14 protein-coding genes and 1 tRNA gene are annotated in these 14687 nt (G+C 73.8%); 12 read left to right on the top strand and 3 right to left on the bottom strand.

What is annotated here, in order from left to right:
* Window positions 1-5 precede the first annotated feature (5 nt).
* From orn to AB0G59_RS09415, 7 genes are all read left to right on the top strand, one after another.
* Window positions 6-614 (top strand): oligoribonuclease, encoded by a 609-nt coding sequence (gene orn, locus AB0G59_RS09445; RefSeq protein WP_360909660.1) that lies wholly within the window; start codon window positions 6-8, stop codon window positions 612-614.
* A gap of 98 nt (window positions 615-712) precedes the next feature.
* Window positions 713-785, top strand: a tRNA-His gene (locus tag AB0G59_RS09440).
* A 146-nt stretch (window positions 786-931) separates the two neighbouring features.
* Window positions 932-1138, top strand: a complete 207-nt coding sequence (locus tag AB0G59_RS09435) for a cold-shock protein (protein WP_071965921.1) — start codon at window positions 932-934, stop codon at window positions 1136-1138.
* Entirely contained in the window at window positions 1135-2472 is a 1338-nt protein-coding gene (locus AB0G59_RS09430) for an extracellular solute-binding protein (protein WP_360909658.1), read from the top strand. The genes AB0G59_RS09435 and AB0G59_RS09430 overlap by 4 nt, the downstream gene beginning before the upstream one ends.
* Window positions 2469-3458, top strand: coding sequence for a sugar ABC transporter permease (locus AB0G59_RS09425; RefSeq protein WP_360909656.1), 990 nt, complete (start codon window positions 2469-2471; stop codon window positions 3456-3458). Before AB0G59_RS09430 ends, AB0G59_RS09425 begins: the two co-directional genes overlap by 4 nt.
* Window positions 3459-3467: 9 nt before the next feature.
* A complete protein-coding gene (locus tag AB0G59_RS09420; RefSeq protein ID WP_360909654.1) occupies window positions 3468-4334 on the top strand; it encodes a carbohydrate ABC transporter permease in 867 nt (288 codons plus the stop codon).
* A gap of 37 nt (window positions 4335-4371) precedes the next feature.
* On the top strand, window positions 4372-5769 hold the full coding sequence (locus AB0G59_RS09415) for a GH1 family beta-glucosidase (protein ID WP_360909652.1): 1398 nt from the start codon (window positions 4372-4374) through the stop codon (window positions 5767-5769).
* Between the two features lie 7 nt (window positions 5770-5776).
* Here AB0G59_RS09415 and AB0G59_RS09410 read toward each other — a convergent pair whose 3' ends face one another.
* Together AB0G59_RS09410 and AB0G59_RS09405 are read right to left on the bottom strand one after the other, a co-directional pair.
* Window positions 5777-6658: a fused MFS/spermidine synthase gene (locus AB0G59_RS09410; RefSeq protein ID WP_360909650.1), complete on the bottom strand. Its 882-nt coding sequence runs from the start codon at window positions 6656-6658 to the stop codon at window positions 5777-5779.
* A 31-nt stretch (window positions 6659-6689) separates the two neighbouring features.
* Entirely contained in the window at window positions 6690-7142 is a 453-nt protein-coding gene (locus AB0G59_RS09405; RefSeq protein WP_360910001.1) for a hypothetical protein, read from the bottom strand.
* Between the two features lie 284 nt (window positions 7143-7426).
* Here AB0G59_RS09405 and AB0G59_RS09400 point away from each other — a divergent pair, with 284 nt between their 5' ends.
* A complete protein-coding gene (locus AB0G59_RS09400; RefSeq protein ID WP_360909648.1) occupies window positions 7427-8803 on the top strand; it encodes a tetratricopeptide repeat protein in 1377 nt (458 codons plus the stop codon).
* Window positions 8804-8829: 26 nt separating this feature from the next.
* On the opposite strand, the gene AB0G59_RS09395 is transcribed toward AB0G59_RS09400, so the two are convergent.
* A complete protein-coding gene (locus AB0G59_RS09395) occupies window positions 8830-9423 on the bottom strand; it encodes a histidine phosphatase family protein (protein WP_360909646.1) in 594 nt (197 codons plus the stop codon).
* Window positions 9424-9630: 207 nt separating this feature from the next.
* Between AB0G59_RS09395 and AB0G59_RS09390 the strand changes: the two genes are divergently transcribed.
* Genes AB0G59_RS09390 through AB0G59_RS09375 form a run of 4 tightly spaced genes read left to right on the top strand, consistent with a single transcriptional unit; the run spans window position 9631 to window position 14663 of the window.
* Complete coding sequence (locus tag AB0G59_RS09390) at window positions 9631-10620, top strand: phosphatase PAP2 family protein (RefSeq protein WP_360909644.1); 990 nt, start codon at window positions 9631-9633, stop codon at window positions 10618-10620.
* On the top strand, window positions 10541-11737 hold the full coding sequence (locus AB0G59_RS09385; RefSeq protein ID WP_360909642.1) for a hypothetical protein: 1197 nt from the start codon (window positions 10541-10543) through the stop codon (window positions 11735-11737). The genes AB0G59_RS09390 and AB0G59_RS09385 overlap by 80 nt, the downstream gene beginning before the upstream one ends.
* A complete protein-coding gene (locus tag AB0G59_RS09380) occupies window positions 11728-13314 on the top strand; it encodes a hypothetical protein (RefSeq protein ID WP_360909640.1) in 1587 nt (528 codons plus the stop codon). Before AB0G59_RS09385 ends, AB0G59_RS09380 begins: the two co-directional genes overlap by 10 nt.
* Window positions 13311-14663: an AAA domain-containing protein gene (locus AB0G59_RS09375; protein WP_360909638.1), complete on the top strand. Its 1353-nt coding sequence runs from the start codon at window positions 13311-13313 to the stop codon at window positions 14661-14663. Before AB0G59_RS09380 ends, AB0G59_RS09375 begins: the two co-directional genes overlap by 4 nt.
* Window positions 14664-14687: the final 24 nt, after the last annotated feature.

Genomic DNA, 14687 nt, shown 5'->3' with positions numbered 1-14687 from the left:
GACGTATGAACGATCGCATGGTGTGGATCGACTGCGAGATGACCGGGCTCTCGCTGTCGGACGACGCGCTCATCGAGGTGGCCGCCCTGGTCACCGACTCTGAGCTGAACATCCTCGGGGACGGCGTGGACATCGTCATCCGTCCGCCCGCCGAGGCACTCGTCACCATGCCCGAGGTGGTGCGCCAGATGCACACGGCCTCCGGGCTGCTCGCGGAGCTGGACGGCGGGACGACGCTCGAGGAAGCGGAGCGGCAGGTCCTGGCGTACGTCCGCGAGCACGTCCCGGAGCCGGGCAAGGCCCCGCTGTGCGGAAACTCGGTCGGCACCGACCGTGGATTCCTGCTGCGGGACATGCCCGCTCTGGAGAGCCACCTGCACTACCGGATCGTGGATGTGTCCTCGGTGAAGGAGCTGGCCCGCCGCTGGTTCCCGCGCGCGTACTTCGCCAGCCCCAAGAAGAACGGCAACCACCGGGCACTGGCCGACATCCGCGAGTCGATCGCCGAGCTCCGCTACTACCGCGAGGCGATCTTCGTGCCGCAGCCCGGCCCGGACTCCGACACGGCGAAGGCCATCGCGGCCAAGCACGTCCTGCCCGCTCAGACGGTGTGACGCAGCTCGCTCCCGGCACGGCCGAAAGCCGGGAGCGAGCACCCCCGAAGACCCTGTACACTTTTTCTCGTCCGGTGGGAAACACACCGAACAACATGGTGGGTATAGCTCAGCTGGCAGAGCACCTGGTTGTGGTCCAGGATGTCGCGGGTTCAAGTCCCGTTACTCACCCTGATCGACAAGAGCCCGATCCGCGCAAGCGGGTCGGGCTCTTGTCGTTTTGTAGTCCCCAGGGGTGACGCACGGCGCGTACGGGGGAAGTTCACCCCTGGTCCGGGGAATGCTGAGGTGCGGCACCGGACGAAGGGTCATGACCAATGGCAACAGGCAAAGTGAAGTGGTTCAACGCCGACAAGGGCTTCGGCTTCATCGCGCAGGACGACGGGGGCCCGGACGTGTTCGTCCACTTCTCCGCGATCCAGAGCACCGGCTTCAAGGAGCTGTACGAGGACCAGAAGGTCTCCTACGACGTCGTCCAGGGACCGAAGGGACCGCAGGCTGAGAACGTCGTCGTCGAGACGTGACCCCGGCCTGGTCGAGCGGCCCCTACCGGCGCCGGGCCCTGCTGCTCGTGGCCGCCGCCGCGCTCGTCCTCGGCGTCAGCGTGCTCGACGGCTGCGCCAAGGACGGCCCGGACGGTGAAGCGGACCGCCCCGGCGGCAACGGCAGGACCACGGTCACCATCGGCACCTTCGGTGTCTTCGGCTATAAGCAGGCGGGGCTCTACGAGGAGTACGAGCGGCTCCACCCGGGCGTCACGATCAAGGAAAGCGTGATCGAGCGCAACGACGCCTACTACCCCCAGCTCCTCACCCACCTCGCGGCGGGGAGCGGGCTCGCCGACATCCAGGCCATGGAGGTCGGCAACATCCACGAGGTGGCGGCCGCCCAGGGCGATCTGTTCGTCGACCTGGGCAAGGCCAAGGGCGTCCGCAGGGGCGACTGGCTGCCGTGGAAGTGGGCCCAGGCCACCACGCCGGACGGCCGGACCATCGGCCTCGGCACGGACATCGGCCCGATCGCCGTCTGCTACCGCAAGGACCTCTTCCGGCAGGCCGGACTGCCGACGGACCGGGAGGCGGTCGGCCGGCTGTGGGCCGGCGACTGGCAGAAGTACATCGACACCGGCAGGGCCTATGCGCGGCGGGCCCCGGCCGGCACGGTCTTCACCGACTCGGCGGCCGGGATCTACAACGCCTCCGTCCACGCCTACCCCGAGCGCTACTACGACCGGCGGGGCAGGCCGGTCTATACGAACAGCCCGGCGGTCAGGGCCTCCTGGGACCTGGCCATGCAGGCCGTGCGGGGCGGGCTGACCGCGCGGCTCAAGCAGTTCGAGAAACCCTGGGACCAGGCGTACGCCAACGGCCGCTTCGCCACCGTCGCCTGCCCGCCGTGGATGCTCGGCTACATCAAGGAGAAGTCGGGTGCCGCGGGCAAGGACAAGTGGGACGTGGCCGCGGCCCCCCGGCCCGCCAACTGGGGCGGCTCCTTCATCGGCGTCCCGAAGGCGGCCCGGCACAAGGCCGCGGCGATCGAGCTCGCGGTCTGGCTGACGGCGCCCGCCCAGCAGGCCAGGCTCTTCGAGCGGCAGGCCGGCGTCCCCTCCACCCCGGCCTCGTACGCCATGCCGCAGGTCAGAAACGCGCGCAATCCCTACTTCGGCGGCGCCCCCATCGGGGCGATCTATACGGAGGCGGCCCGCTCCATCCCCACGCTGGTCTTCGGTCCCCGGGAGGCGCAGATGGGGACGGCGTTCACCGACGTCGGCATCCCCCAGGTCGAACAGCAGGGCAGGTCCGCGCGCGCGGGCTGGAGGGCGGCGCAGAAGGAGATCGAGAACGCGGTGGACGAATGACCGCCACGACCACCGTGGTGGAGGGCTCGCCGGCCGGCGAGGCCGGGGAGCGCAGCCGCGGCCGGGCGGGCCCGGGCCCCTGGCGCAGCCGTCTGTACCGCTGGGACCTGCACTACAGCCCCTATGCGTTCGTCGCCCCGTTCTTCCTCTTCTTCGTGGCATTCGGCCTCTTCCCCCTCCTCTATACGGGCTGGGCCTCCCTGCACCGCGTGGAGCTGACGGCCCCGGACCGCATGCAGTGGGCCGGGCTGCACAACTACGCCCGGCTCCTGGGCAACGACTTCTTCTGGAACGCCCTGCGCAACACCTTCACCATCGGCGTCCTGTCGACCGTGCCGCAGCTGCTGATGGCGCTGGGCCTGGCGCATCTGCTCCACTACCGGCTGCGCGCCGCCACGTTCTGGCGGGTCGCGCTGCTGACGCCCTACGCCACCTCGGTCGCCGCCGCCACGCTCGTCTTCGTCCTGCTCTACGGGCGGGACTACGGCATGGTGAACTGGGCGCTGGGCGGGCTGGGGATCGGCCCGGTCGACTGGCAGAGCGGCACCTGGTCCTCGCAGTTCGCGGTCTCCTCGATCGTGATCTGGCGGTGGACGGGCTACAACGCGCTGATCTATCTGGCCGCCATGCAGGCGGTCCCCGACGAGCTCTACGAATCGGCGGCGCTGGACGGCGCCTCGCGCGGGCGGCAGTTCCGGCACATCACCGTGCCCGCGCTGCGGCCGACGATCCTCTTCACGGTCGTCGTCTCGACGATCGGGGCGACCCAGCTCTTCGGCGAACCCCTGTTGTTCGGCGGGGCGGGCGGCCAGAAGGGCGGCGCCTCGCACCAGTTCCAGACCCTGGGCCTCTACCTCTACGACCAGGGCTGGTTCAACTACCACCTCGGGCGCGCCTCGGCCGTCGCCTGGACGATGTTCCTGATCCTGCTGCTGATCGCCGCCGCCAACGGGCTGATCGCGCGACGTCTGCGGAAGGACCGGTGAGCCGCTGCCGTGCCGCCCCTCAGCCCCAGGCCCCCGGCCCCGGCCCACCGCGCGGGACGGCAGCTGCACGCCGGGCCCGTCGCCTATGCCGTGCTGACGGTGTTCACCGTCGGCTCGCTGTTCCCGCTGGTGTGGACGGCGGTGGCCGCCTCGGGCGACAGCGCCCGGCTGGCCCGCACCCCGCCGCCGTTCTGGTTCGGCGGCCGGCTGCTGAAGAACCTCGGTTCGGCGTGGAGCGATGCCAACATGGGGCTCGCGCTGTTCAACACGGCGCTGGTCGCCGGGACGGTCGCGCTGGGTACCGTGCTCTTCTCCACCGTCGCCGGCTTCGCCTTCGCCAAGCTGCGGTTCCGCCTCAAGAGCGCCCTGCTCCTGCTGACCGTCGGCACGATGATGGTCCCGCCGCAGCTGAGCGTCGTCCCCCTCTTCATGGTCGTCGCCGGCCTGGGCTGGACCGACCAGCTGCAGGCGGTGGTGCTGCCCACCCTGGTCAGCGCCTTCGGGGTCTTCTTCATGCGGCAGTACCTTCTCGAGGCGCTGCCCACCGAGCTGATCGAGGCGGCCCGCGTCGACGGGGCGAGCAGCTGGCGCGTGGTGTGGCACATCGTCCTCCCCGTCGCCCGGCCCGCGATGGCCGTCCTGGGCATGCTCTCCTTCGTCCAGGCGTGGAACGACTTCTTCTGGCCCGTCATCGCCCTGACCCAGGAGAACCCGACCGTGCAGGTGGCCCTCACCGGGCTCGGCCGCGGCTACGTACCCGACCAGGCCGTGGTCATGGCCGGTGCACTGCTGGGCACCCTGCCGCTGCTGCTCGCCTTCACCCTGTTCGGCAGACAGATCGTCGGCGGCATCATGCGGGGCGCGGTCAAGGGCTGACCTTCGCACGTTCCCTCTCCCCCCTCGGAGCGTCTTGATGACCATGACCTTCCCGCCCGGCTTCCTGTGGGGCGCCGCGACCGCCGCCTACCAGGTCGAGGGCGCGGCCGCGGAGGACGGCCGCACCCCCTCCATCTGGGACACGTTCGCCCGCACGCCCGGCCGGGTGCTGGGCGGCGACACCGGGGACACCGCCACCGACCACTACCACCGCCGCCGCGAGGACGTCGGCCTCATGGCGGAGCTGGGCCTGGGCGCGTACCGCTTCTCCGTCTCCTGGCCGCGGGTCCAGCCCACCGGCCGCGGGCCCGCGTCCCGGCGCGGGCTCGACTTCTACCGGGCGCTCGTCGACGACCTCCTAGCCCAGGGCATCCGGCCCGTGCTGACCCTCTATCACTGGGACCTCCCCCAGGAGCTGGAGGACGCGGGCGGCTGGCCCGAGCGCGAGACCGCGCACCGCTTCGCCGACTACGCGCACCTGGTCGGCGAGGCGCTGGGCGACCGCGTCGGGCTGTGGACCACCCTCAACGAACCCTGGTGCAGCGCCTTCCTGGGCTACGCCTCCGGGGTGCACGCGCCGGGCCGTACGGACGACGCGGCCGCCCTGCGGGCCGCCCACCACCTCAACCTGGCGCACGGTCTGGGCGCCCAGGCGCTGCGCGCCGTCGTGCCCGCCGGGGCGCGGCTGTCCGTGGCGCTCAACCCCGGCGCCGTACGGGCCCGCACCCCCTTCCCCGGGGACGTGGACGCTCAGCGCCGCATCGACGCCCTGTCCACCCGTATCTTCACCGAGCCCATGCTGCGCGGGACGTACCCCGCCGATCTGCTGGCCGACACGGCGGCGATCACCGACTGGTCGTTCGTCCTCGACGGCGACGTGGACGTCATCAAGCACCCCCTCGACGCGCTGGGCATCAACTACTACGCACCGTCAGTGGTATCAGCCGCCACTGACAACCGGCCCGTCCGCGCCGACGGCCACGGCGGCGAACGCTCGCCCTGGCCGGGTGCCGGGGGCGTCGCCTTCCACCGGCCGCCCGGCAAGCAAACCGCGATGGACTGGTCCGTCGACCCGACCGGCCTCTACGACCTGCTGATGCGCTTCACGCGCGAGGCCCCGGGCCTGCCGCTGATCGTCACCGAGAACGGCGCGGCCTACGACGACAAGCCGGGCGCCGACGGCACGGTGCACGACCCCGAACGCATCGCCTACCTCCACGCCCACCTCGAGGCCGTGCTGCGGGCCCTGACCGACGGCGCGGACGTGCGCGGCTACTTCCTGTGGTCGCTGCTGGACAACTTCGAATGGGCGTACGGCTACAGCAAGCGCTTCGGCGCGGTGTACGTCGACTACGCCACCCAGGCGCGTACGCCCAAGTCCAGTGCGCACTGGTACGCGCGGCTGATGCGGACGGGGCAGCTGCCGCCCCGCTGAGCGGCGGCTATTCGAAGACGGAGGGCGGCGGCGCCGGCGACGGACGGGCGTCGGCGTCGGTGACGGGCGCCGCGCCGCCGGTGAAGTCGGCCAGGGCCTTGCCGTGTTCGACGCGCCCCTGGTGCGGATCGGTGGCGGCCCGCCGCGTCAGCTCGGCGACCGGCAGCTCACGGTCGGCGGCGAGCAGGACGGCGTTGCCGAAGCGGCGCCCGCGCAGCACCGCCGGGTCGGCGGTCAGGCACAGCTCGGGGAAGACGGTCCGTACGGTGGCTATCTGGGCCCTGACGTGGGCGAGCGGCGGGCCGTCGGCGAGGTTCGCGGCGTAGAAGCCGCCCGGCCGCAGCGCCCGGCGCACCTCGCCCGTGAACTCCGTGCTGGTCAGGTGGGCGGGGGTGCGGGCGCCACTGAACACATCGGCGATGATCAGGTCCGCCCAGCCGTCCGGCACCTTGGCGAGCATCTCGCGGGCGTCGCCACCGCGCACCCGTATGCGCCAGGTGCCCTCCAGGGGAAGCTCGCTGCGCACGAACTGCACGAGCGGTCCGTCGATCTCGACGATCTGCTGGGTGGAGCGGGGCCGGGTCGCGGCGATGTAGCGGGCGAGCGTGAACGCCCCGCCGCCCAGGTGCAACGCCTGGATGGGCTTTCCGGGTGGTGCGACGAGGTCGGCGATGTGGCCGAGGCGGCGCTGGTAGGCGAAGTCGAGGTAGGCGGGGTCGTCGAGGTCGACGTGGGACTGCGGGGCCCCGTCTATCAGCAGGGTGCGGCCGCGCGGCCGGTCGCGGTCGGGGACGAGCTCCGCGAGACCGCCCGCCACCTGCGCGGATATCGGCTCCGCGGCGCGTCCGCGCCCCTGCTTCTGCTTGTCTCCTGCTACCCGACGTGCCACCCGTCCAGTATCGCTGCTCCCACACAGGCGGCTAACGGCAGCGGTCGACGGCCTCGATCGTGCGGGCCGCCTCGCCGAGCGCGGCACGCAGCACGGCGGGGTCGGTGGCGGCGCCGTAGGCGGCGTCGGGCGCGACCAGCCAGCCGGTGCCGGTGACGGGCGGCTCGGCGAAGGCCCCGGTGCGCAGCCCGCGCCCGTAGGTCTGGGTGCAGGCGCTGCCCGGCAGGTCCCAGCCGTCCGCCGTGCCGGGGGGCACGAGGAAGCCGAGGGTGTCGCAGTCGCCGTCGTGCAGGACGGGGCCGACGCCGTCGCGCAGCCGCAGGATGTCGACCGCCTCCAGGCCCTGGCGGGCGGGCACGGTCACCAGGTCGCACGGCCGGCCGGCGTCCTCGTGGCCGGGCGGCGGCGGGTAGGGGGACCGGCTGCGGTCCTGACGCGGCTGGTGCAGCGCCACCGTCGTTCGCGAGCCGCCGCCGATGTCCAGTCCGGCCTCCGCCACGGGAAACCCCTCCTCACGCCGTGCCCACTCCGCGTCGAGCGTGCTCACGCTCTTCACGGTTCAACGCCCGCGAGGCGTCAACGGCTACGGCGCCATGCCGCCGCAAAGGATGGCGGTTCATGGCGGATGGCAGGTGGGATATCCGGTTTGTAGGCAAACAGGATGTAGTGGCCTCGCCACAGCCGGTACGGTCATCACGCCACACGGCAGCACAGCCGCCCGCCCCGCGGGTTGCCCGAGGGGCGGCTCGCCAGGGAGAGGGTCCGGCCATGGCGTCGCACCGCGCGTCCTCGTCACCGCGTCCGAACACCGCCTTCCGGGAGCTGCGGGGACAGCGCTCACCAGGCGAGTTCGCGGCGGCCGTGCGCCGTGCGGCCCGTGAGATCGGCGAGCACGTCTCGTGCGACGCGCGCTACATCGGGCGCGTCGAGTCCGGCGAGATCCGCTGCCCCAACTACGCCTACGAGCGGGTGTTCCGGCATATGTTCCCCGGCCGGGAACCGGCGGACATGGGCTTCGCACCGCGCGAGACAGTGCGCGGACGGGGGGCGCGCGGGAAGGGCCACGCGCCCTCCGGGCCTGCCGAGAGCCCGGCCGAAAGCCGTACCCCCGGTGCGGTGGACGGCTCCTTCGACAGCACCGAGGAGAGCGACGTGTTGCGTCGCGCGTTCATGACCACGGGCACGGCCGCCATGGCCGCCGCCTCCCTGGGCGGCGCCCCGGCCGCCAGTGCCCAGCGCCGCGCCGGCGCGACCGAGGCCGCCGCCGTGGAGCAGGCGGTGCGGCGCATCCGGCTGCTCGACGACCGGCACGGCGCCGACGGCCTCTACCGGCGTGCGGGCCGGCCACTGAAGGCGGCGTACGACCTGCTGGACGCACAGGCGCTGCGGCAGTCGGTGGCGGACCGGCTGCACGCGGGGGCCGGCGAACTCGCCATTTCCGTGGGCTGGCTGGCGCACGACTCGGGCCGCTTCGCCGACGCCCGCTCGCACTACGCGGAGGCCCTGGCGACCGCGCGCGTCGCGGGGGACGCCGGTCTGGAGGCGCACGCCTTCTGCAACACCGCGTTCCTCGCGCGGGACGCCGGTCGGCCCCGGGAGGCGGTGCGCGCCGCGCAGGCGGCCCAGCGGGCGGGCCGGCAGCTGGGGTCGGCGCGGCTGATGGCGCTGCTGACGCTGCGGGAGGCAGGCGGCTGGGCGCGGCTGGAGGACCGGGCGGCGACCGAGGAGGCGCTGCTGCGGGCGCGGGCGCTGTTCGGGCGGGGGGCCTGCGAGGCGGATCCGGAGTGGATGAGCTTCTTCGGCGAGGCGGAGCTGGAGGGGCTGGAGTCCCAGTGCTGGTCCGCCCTCGGCGACTGGCGGCGCGCGGCGGAGCACGCGGAGCGCGCGGTCGCCCTGCAGGACCCGCACTTCGCGCGGAACATCGCGCTCTACACCGCCCAGCTGGCCGGCGACCTGGCCCGGGCCGGTGCCGTGGACGAGGCGGCGGCCGCGGGGGGCCGCGCCCTGGCCCTGCTGGACCAGGTGCAGTCGGCCCGCATCCGCACGATGCTCACCTCGACGGCCCGCATGCTCCGGCGGCATGCGACGCATCCGTCGGTGGCCACGTTCCTGGCCCGCCACGAGTCGGCCGCGCAGTCGGCCTGAGCGGGGCCCGCCGTGGGCCGCGGCGGTCAGCCGAGGTGGCCGGTGTCGTTCCAGCGCTCGAGGGCGGGGGCGCCGTAGGCCCAGCCCAGGACGGACAGCGAGGTCGGGTCGAGCCGGATGCGGGAGCCGAAGAAGATGTCCTCGCCCAGCCAGCGTGCGGCGATCGTGCGCAGGATGTGGCCGTGGGCGAAGATCAGGACGTCGCGGTCGGCCGAGCGGGCCCACCGCACGACCTCGTCCGCGCGCGCGGTGATCGCCTCCCGGCTCTCGCCCTCGGGGACGCCGTCCCGCCAGATCAGCCAGTCCGGGCGCCCCGCCTTGATCTCGGCGGGGGTCATGCCCTCGTACGCGCCGTAGTCCCACTCCATCAGCGCGTCCCAGTCGGTGGCCCGGTCGCCGAAGCCGGCCAGCTCACAGGTCTCGCGGGCGCGCACCAGCGGGCTCGTGCGGATCTCCACGTCCGGCAGGGCGTTCCAGGGGGCCCGGTGCAGTCGCTCGCCCAGCAGCTTGGCTCCGCGCCGCCCCTCGTCGAGCAGCGGGATGTCCGTGCGGCCGGTGTGCTTGCCGGACAGCGACCACTGCGTCTGTCCGTGCCGGGCCAGCAGGATGCGCGGTGCCATGGTGAGGCCCCTTCGGGATTTCGGTGACTTTCCGCGTCCATCATCACTCACGTCACCTCGAGGCAACCCTTCGGCCATTCCCCGCGTCTCCTCCCCAGCACCGTGGGGTTTGTGTGAAGGCCGGGGCGGTGTGCGAGCAATGTGGCGTACACCGTACGGTTGCTAGCGCGCTTGTTTGGTCGCCCGAGCATATGGAGAGCCGTCCCGATGTACCGCACCGCACCCCAACGGAAGCGGCCGCGCTGGTGGACCGAACTGCCACTGATAGCCGTGGTGTACGGGCTGTACTCGGCGGGCCGGCTGCTGGTCAGAGGCAATGTGCAGACCGCTGTCGATCACGGCCTGTCGATCCTCGATCTTGAAAAAACGTTCCGAATAAACTTCGAGCACCCGCTCAACCGGCTGTTCACCGACCACGCCTCCATCGGCATACCCGCCGATTTCGCCTACGCCGCGCTGCATTACCTCCTCACCCCCGCGCTGCTGGTCTGGCTCTTCAAGCGCCGCCCCGACGAGTACCGCCGGATGCGGACCTGGCTGATGATCTCCACCCTCATCGGCCTCATCGGCTTCACCCTCATGCCCACCTGCCCGCCGCGGCTGCTCGACCCGGCCTACGGCTTCGTCGACACGATGCACCAGTACTCGGAGTACGGCTGGTGGGGAGGCGACGCCAGCGCACCGCGCGGGCTGGGCGGGCTCACCAACCAGTACGCGGCGATGCCCAGCCTGCACGTCGGCTGGGCCCTGTGGTGCGGTGCCGTGCTCTGGCGCCAGGGGCGCGCCACCTGGGCGAAGATCGCGGGTGTCGGCTACCCCCTCGCCATCACCCTCGTGGTGATGGGCACCGCGAACCACTACTTCCTGGACGCCGTCGCCGGCGCCGCCGTCATGGGCGTGGGCTACCTGCTGGCGCGGCCCGCGCTGCGGCTCACCGAGCGGATCCGCGGCCTGCTCACCCGGAGCGAACCCGTGGAAACCACCGGGACGCCCGCGATTGTCAGTGCCGGATGCGAGACTTCGGCGGGTACAGCGCTTCCCCGGACGTCCTTCCCCGGCTCCCCGGCCGGAGCCGGCCGCCCGGGGGCGCCGGAGAGACTTCGCGAGGCGGACGCCAGTGACCAGATCCCTCGACAGCAGGCCCGGGGCGAGGCCGGGGACAGCCGCACCGACGGCGCTGCGACAGCGGCTCGCTGAGCTGCGCGGCCCCTCCGTCGCGCCGCTCCCCCTCGACGCCCGCGCGCTCGCCGCGCTGGCCGCCAACCCCGGCTGCCATCGCCGCGCCCTGCTCGACGGCGCCGGCGTGGACAAGGCCGCGCTGGCACGGGCCCTCGGCGCGCCGGCGACGTTCGGGCAGTCCCAGTTCGCGTTCGTCCGCGGCCACGCCTTCGAGGCGCGGGTCAAGGGCGACGGGGGCGCGGAGCTGATCCGCCTGCTGCACGCACGGCTGGCCGAAGCGGGCGACCCGCCGCCCGGGCCACAGGACATCGACCGGCCCGACCTGTCCGCCGCCGGTCCCGAGGGCCGCACCGCCCGCACGGCCCTGGCCCTGCGCGAGGCCACCGCCGCCGGCCGGTGGGCCCTGCTGGACCATCCCCTGCTGGCCCTGACCGTCGCCGGGACGCCCAGCTATCTGGAGCCGGACGCGGTCGTCGTGCACCCCGACGGCAGCTGGACGGTCGTCGAGATCAAGTCCTTCGCGATGGTCGACGGATCGGCCGACTCCGCGAAGGTGGGCGCCGCGGCACGGCAGGCGGCGGTGTACGCCCTCGCGCTGGAGCCCGTGGCCGCACGCGTCGAGAAAGGCGCGTCGGTGCGCCATCACGTCCTGCTCGTCTGCCCCAAGGACTTCTCCAACCTCCCGGACGCCGCCCTCGTCGACATCCGCAAACAGCTCGCCACGACCCGCCGCCAGCTCGAGAGGCTCACGGGCGTGGCGGACATCGCCGCCGCCCTGCCGGACGGCACGAGCTTCGACCTCCGCCTGGCCGACGACGGCCGCACCCCGACCCGTCCCGCGCACGAGCTGGCCGGCGCCGTCGACGCGGTGGCGGCGGCGTACGCCCCCGAGTGCCTGGCCGCGTGCGAGCTGGCCTTCCACTGCCGCGAGCGCGCGCGGGCGGCGGACTGCGTCCAGGTCCTGGGCCGCGGCGTCCGCGCCGAGCTGGGCGGGCTGACCACCGTCGGGGCCGTCCTCGCCGCGGCGGCCGGCGAAGCCGGCGACCCCGGGGACCCGACGGTCGCCGCGCTGCGCCGGGCGGCGGCGCTCAGGGCGGAGGCATCGGCGGAACCGGGGGCGGCGGCATGTCTTTGATCAGCACGCTGGCGCGGCTGGAGGCCGTACGGGAGGGCCGGGCGCGGCCCCTCGCGACCGTGCGGCACCGGCATCTGTCCGGCAAGCCGCTCGTGTTCGTGCCGCTGACGACCGCCGGCGAGGCGGGCGCGCCGCTGGGCGCGATGGTGGGCACCGACCGGGACGCGCCCCGGCTGCTCGTCGTGGCCCAGCCGCGCGACCGTGACCTGCGGTTCGCCTTCCTCGCCGAGCTGGCCGCCGAGATGCTGCCCTACGTCGAGGGCTACGGCGAGGACGTCGAGCGCGAGGAGCGCAAGGAGACCGATCCGGAGACCGGGAAGAAGGTGCCGGTCGAGGTCGAGCTGTGCGCGGACGCGCCACAGCTGCTGGTGCCGAGTGCGGCCGGCGTGGAGTACGTCCGGCTGCTCGGCCGCTCGATGCGCTTCCGCCGCACCGCCGAACAGGACCCCGAGGCCGCCCACCCCGCTCCCCCGCGCGTGCCTCTGCTGGGCCGCTGGCTGACGCACTACGGGGAGCGGGCGCACGTACCGGGCTCGTCGCTGCTGCTGTCCATGACGCAGGCGCTGGGCCGGCACTGGGCGACGGGCCAGAGCGTGCTGGAGGACCAGCACCTGGGGGCGCTGCTCGCCTGGATCGACCCGCCGGAGGGGACGTCCGGCGCGCGGGCGGCCCTGCGGGCGGAGCTCGGGCGCGACGCGGACGGCCTGCCGGTGACCCCGCCCGCGGGCCCCGCCACGGACCCGGTCTTCGACAACAGACTCCTGGCCCCGGCCGTCGCCCGCTACGACCGCGCCCGCGCCGAGGCCCTCGAGGCGCCGCCGCACCGCGTCGCGGCCGCGCACACGGCACTGGCCGACGCCGAGCGTGCCGTCCGCGAGTTGCTCGAGTCCCAGCTGCGCCCCACGTGGGACGCCGTCTGGCACGGCGTCGACCTGCTGCGCGCCCTCCCCGAGGGCGCCCACGTCCCCGAGCGCTGGAAGCGCGACCGCTGGTCGTACACCGCGCACCGCGACCGGGTCCGCGCCGGCGAGCCCCCGCAGCCCCGGCGGGACGACGCCGTGACGGCGGCCCGCAAGCTCGCGGCCCGCGAGAGCGCGCAGGCGCGGCTGGACGCACAGGAGGCGCTGGACGATCCGCTGGTGATGGCCGGGCGGCGGCTGGCCGGCGAGGCGTTCGCCGGCGAGGTCACCGAGGTGGTGATGGCGTATTCGGAGGCGAAGGTCCCGCGCCCCCGCCCGCTGGTGACCCTCCGTACGTCCGACACCCCGCACCTGTCCGACGGCGTGAAGCTGCACCGTGTGCTGCCGGACGGCAAGGCGCAGCCCGCCGAGTTCGTGGCGTACGAGCCGGACGGCGCCCTGACCGTACGACTGACCGGCGGAATGGGGCGCGGCAAAGTGCCCGACACGGGCTCGGTGCCCGGGCCGGGCGACCGCGTGTGCTGGACACTCTTCGAACACGCGCCCAGGGGCGGCCCCGAGCTGCCGGATCCCGAGCGGACCCCCTGGACCCACGGCGGCCCGCCGGCCGCCCCGGCCGAAGCGCCCGACCCCGTGACCGCGGAGGACCGTCTGTGACCGTACGCCTGGCGCGGGGCCGCGCCTTCGACCCCGCCGGAGCCGCGGCGGCGGCCACGGACGCCATCCTGCGCGACACCCTGCACGGCCCGCACCGCGGTGTGGTCGTGGACTCCCCGCCGGGCGCGGGCAAGTCGACGCTGGTCGTGCGGGCGGCGCGTGAGCTGGCGGGCGCGGGCCGCCCGCTGATGATCGTCGCGCAGACCAACGCCCAGGTGGACGACCTCGTGCTGCGGCTGGCGGAGCAGGAGCCCGAGCTGCCGGTCGGCCGGCTGCACAGCAACGAGCGGCACCCCTACGACCCGGCGCTCGACGCGCTCGACCAGGTCGTGCCGTCGGCGAAGGCGGCGGATCTGGCCGGGCTGGACGTCGTGGTCTCCACGGCCGCGAAGTGGGCGCACACCAAGGTCGCCGAGCCGTGGGGGCACGCGATCGTCGACGAGGCGTACCAGATGCGCTCGGACGCGCTGCTCGCGGTAGCGGGGCTGTTCGAGCGGGCGCTGTTCGTGGGCGATCCCGGGCAGCTGGACCCCTTCAGCGTGGTGGGGGCCGAGCAGTGGGCGGGGCTGTCGTACGACCCGTCGGCGAGCGCCGTGAGCACGCTGCTCGCGCACAATCCCGGACTTCCCCAGCACCGGCTGCCGGTCTCCTGGCGGCTGCCCGCCTCGGCGGCGCCGCTGGTCTCCGACGCGTTCTACCCGTACACGCCCTTCCACAGCGGCACCGATCACGGCGACCGCCGGCTGGCGTTCGGGGTGGCGTCCGACGGCTCGGGCCCGGACCGGGTGCTGGACGAGGCGGCCGTCTCCGGCTGGGGCCTGCTGGAGCTGCCCGCGCGCCATACGCCGCGCACGGACCCGGAGGCGGTCGGTGCGGTGGCCCTGGTCGTGCGGCGCACGCTGGACCGGGGCGGGGCCGTGACCAGCGAGCGCTCGCCCGACCCGGTGCCGCTGACGGCGGACCGCATCGCGGTCGGCACGGCCCACCGCGACCAGGCCGCGGCCGTGCGCGCGGCGCTCGCCGGCCTGGGCGTCGAGGGGGTCACGGTGGACACGGCCAACCGGCTCCAGGGCCGGGAGTTCGACCTGACCGTGGTGCTGCACCCGCTGTCGGGCCGCCCGGACGCGACGGCGTTCCACCTGGAGACCGGGCGCCTGTGCGTCCTGGCCTCGCGCCACCGGCACGCGTGCGTGGTGGTGTGCCGGGCGGGCGTCGACCGCCTGCTGGACGAGCACCCCTCGACGGAACCGGTGCAACTGGGGGTCACGGTGAAGTTCCCGGACGGCTGGGAGGCCAATCACGCGGTGCTCTCCCACCTCGCCGAGCACCGCATCACCTGGCGGCCCTGAGCGGAGCCTCGGGCGGTGGCCCTG

Source organism: Streptomyces sp. NPDC021096 (genome assembly GCF_040641275.1).
Taxonomy (GTDB): domain Bacteria; phylum Actinomycetota; class Actinomycetes; order Streptomycetales; family Streptomycetaceae; genus Streptomyces.
Note: the sequence above shows the minus strand (reverse complement) of the source record. Positions and strands in the feature narration are given on the sequence as shown.

Bases quoted from the DNA above. Each gene is read 5' to 3' on its own strand.
- orn (WP_360909660.1), top strand. From the start codon at position 6: ATGAACGATCGCATGGTGTGGATCGACTGCGAGATGACCGGGCTCTCG.
- AB0G59_RS09435 (WP_071965921.1), top strand. From the start codon at position 932: ATGGCAACAGGCAAAGTGAAGTGGTTCAACGCCGACAAGGGCTTCGGC.
- AB0G59_RS09425 (WP_360909656.1), top strand. From the start codon at position 2,469: ATGACCGCCACGACCACCGTGGTGGAGGGCTCGCCGGCCGGCGAGGCC.
- AB0G59_RS09415 (WP_360909652.1), top strand. From the start codon at position 4,372: ATGACCATGACCTTCCCGCCCGGCTTCCTGTGGGGCGCCGCGACCGCC.
- AB0G59_RS09400 (WP_360909648.1), top strand. From the start codon at position 7,427: ATGGCGTCGCACCGCGCGTCCTCGTCACCGCGTCCGAACACCGCCTTC.
- AB0G59_RS09395 (WP_360909646.1), bottom strand. From the start codon at position 9,423: ATGGCACCGCGCATCCTGCTGGCCCGGCACGGACAGACGCAGTGGTCG.
- AB0G59_RS09390 (WP_360909644.1), top strand. From the start codon at position 9,631: ATGTACCGCACCGCACCCCAACGGAAGCGGCCGCGCTGGTGGACCGAA.
- AB0G59_RS09380 (WP_360909640.1), top strand. From the start codon at position 11,728: ATGTCTTTGATCAGCACGCTGGCGCGGCTGGAGGCCGTACGGGAGGGC.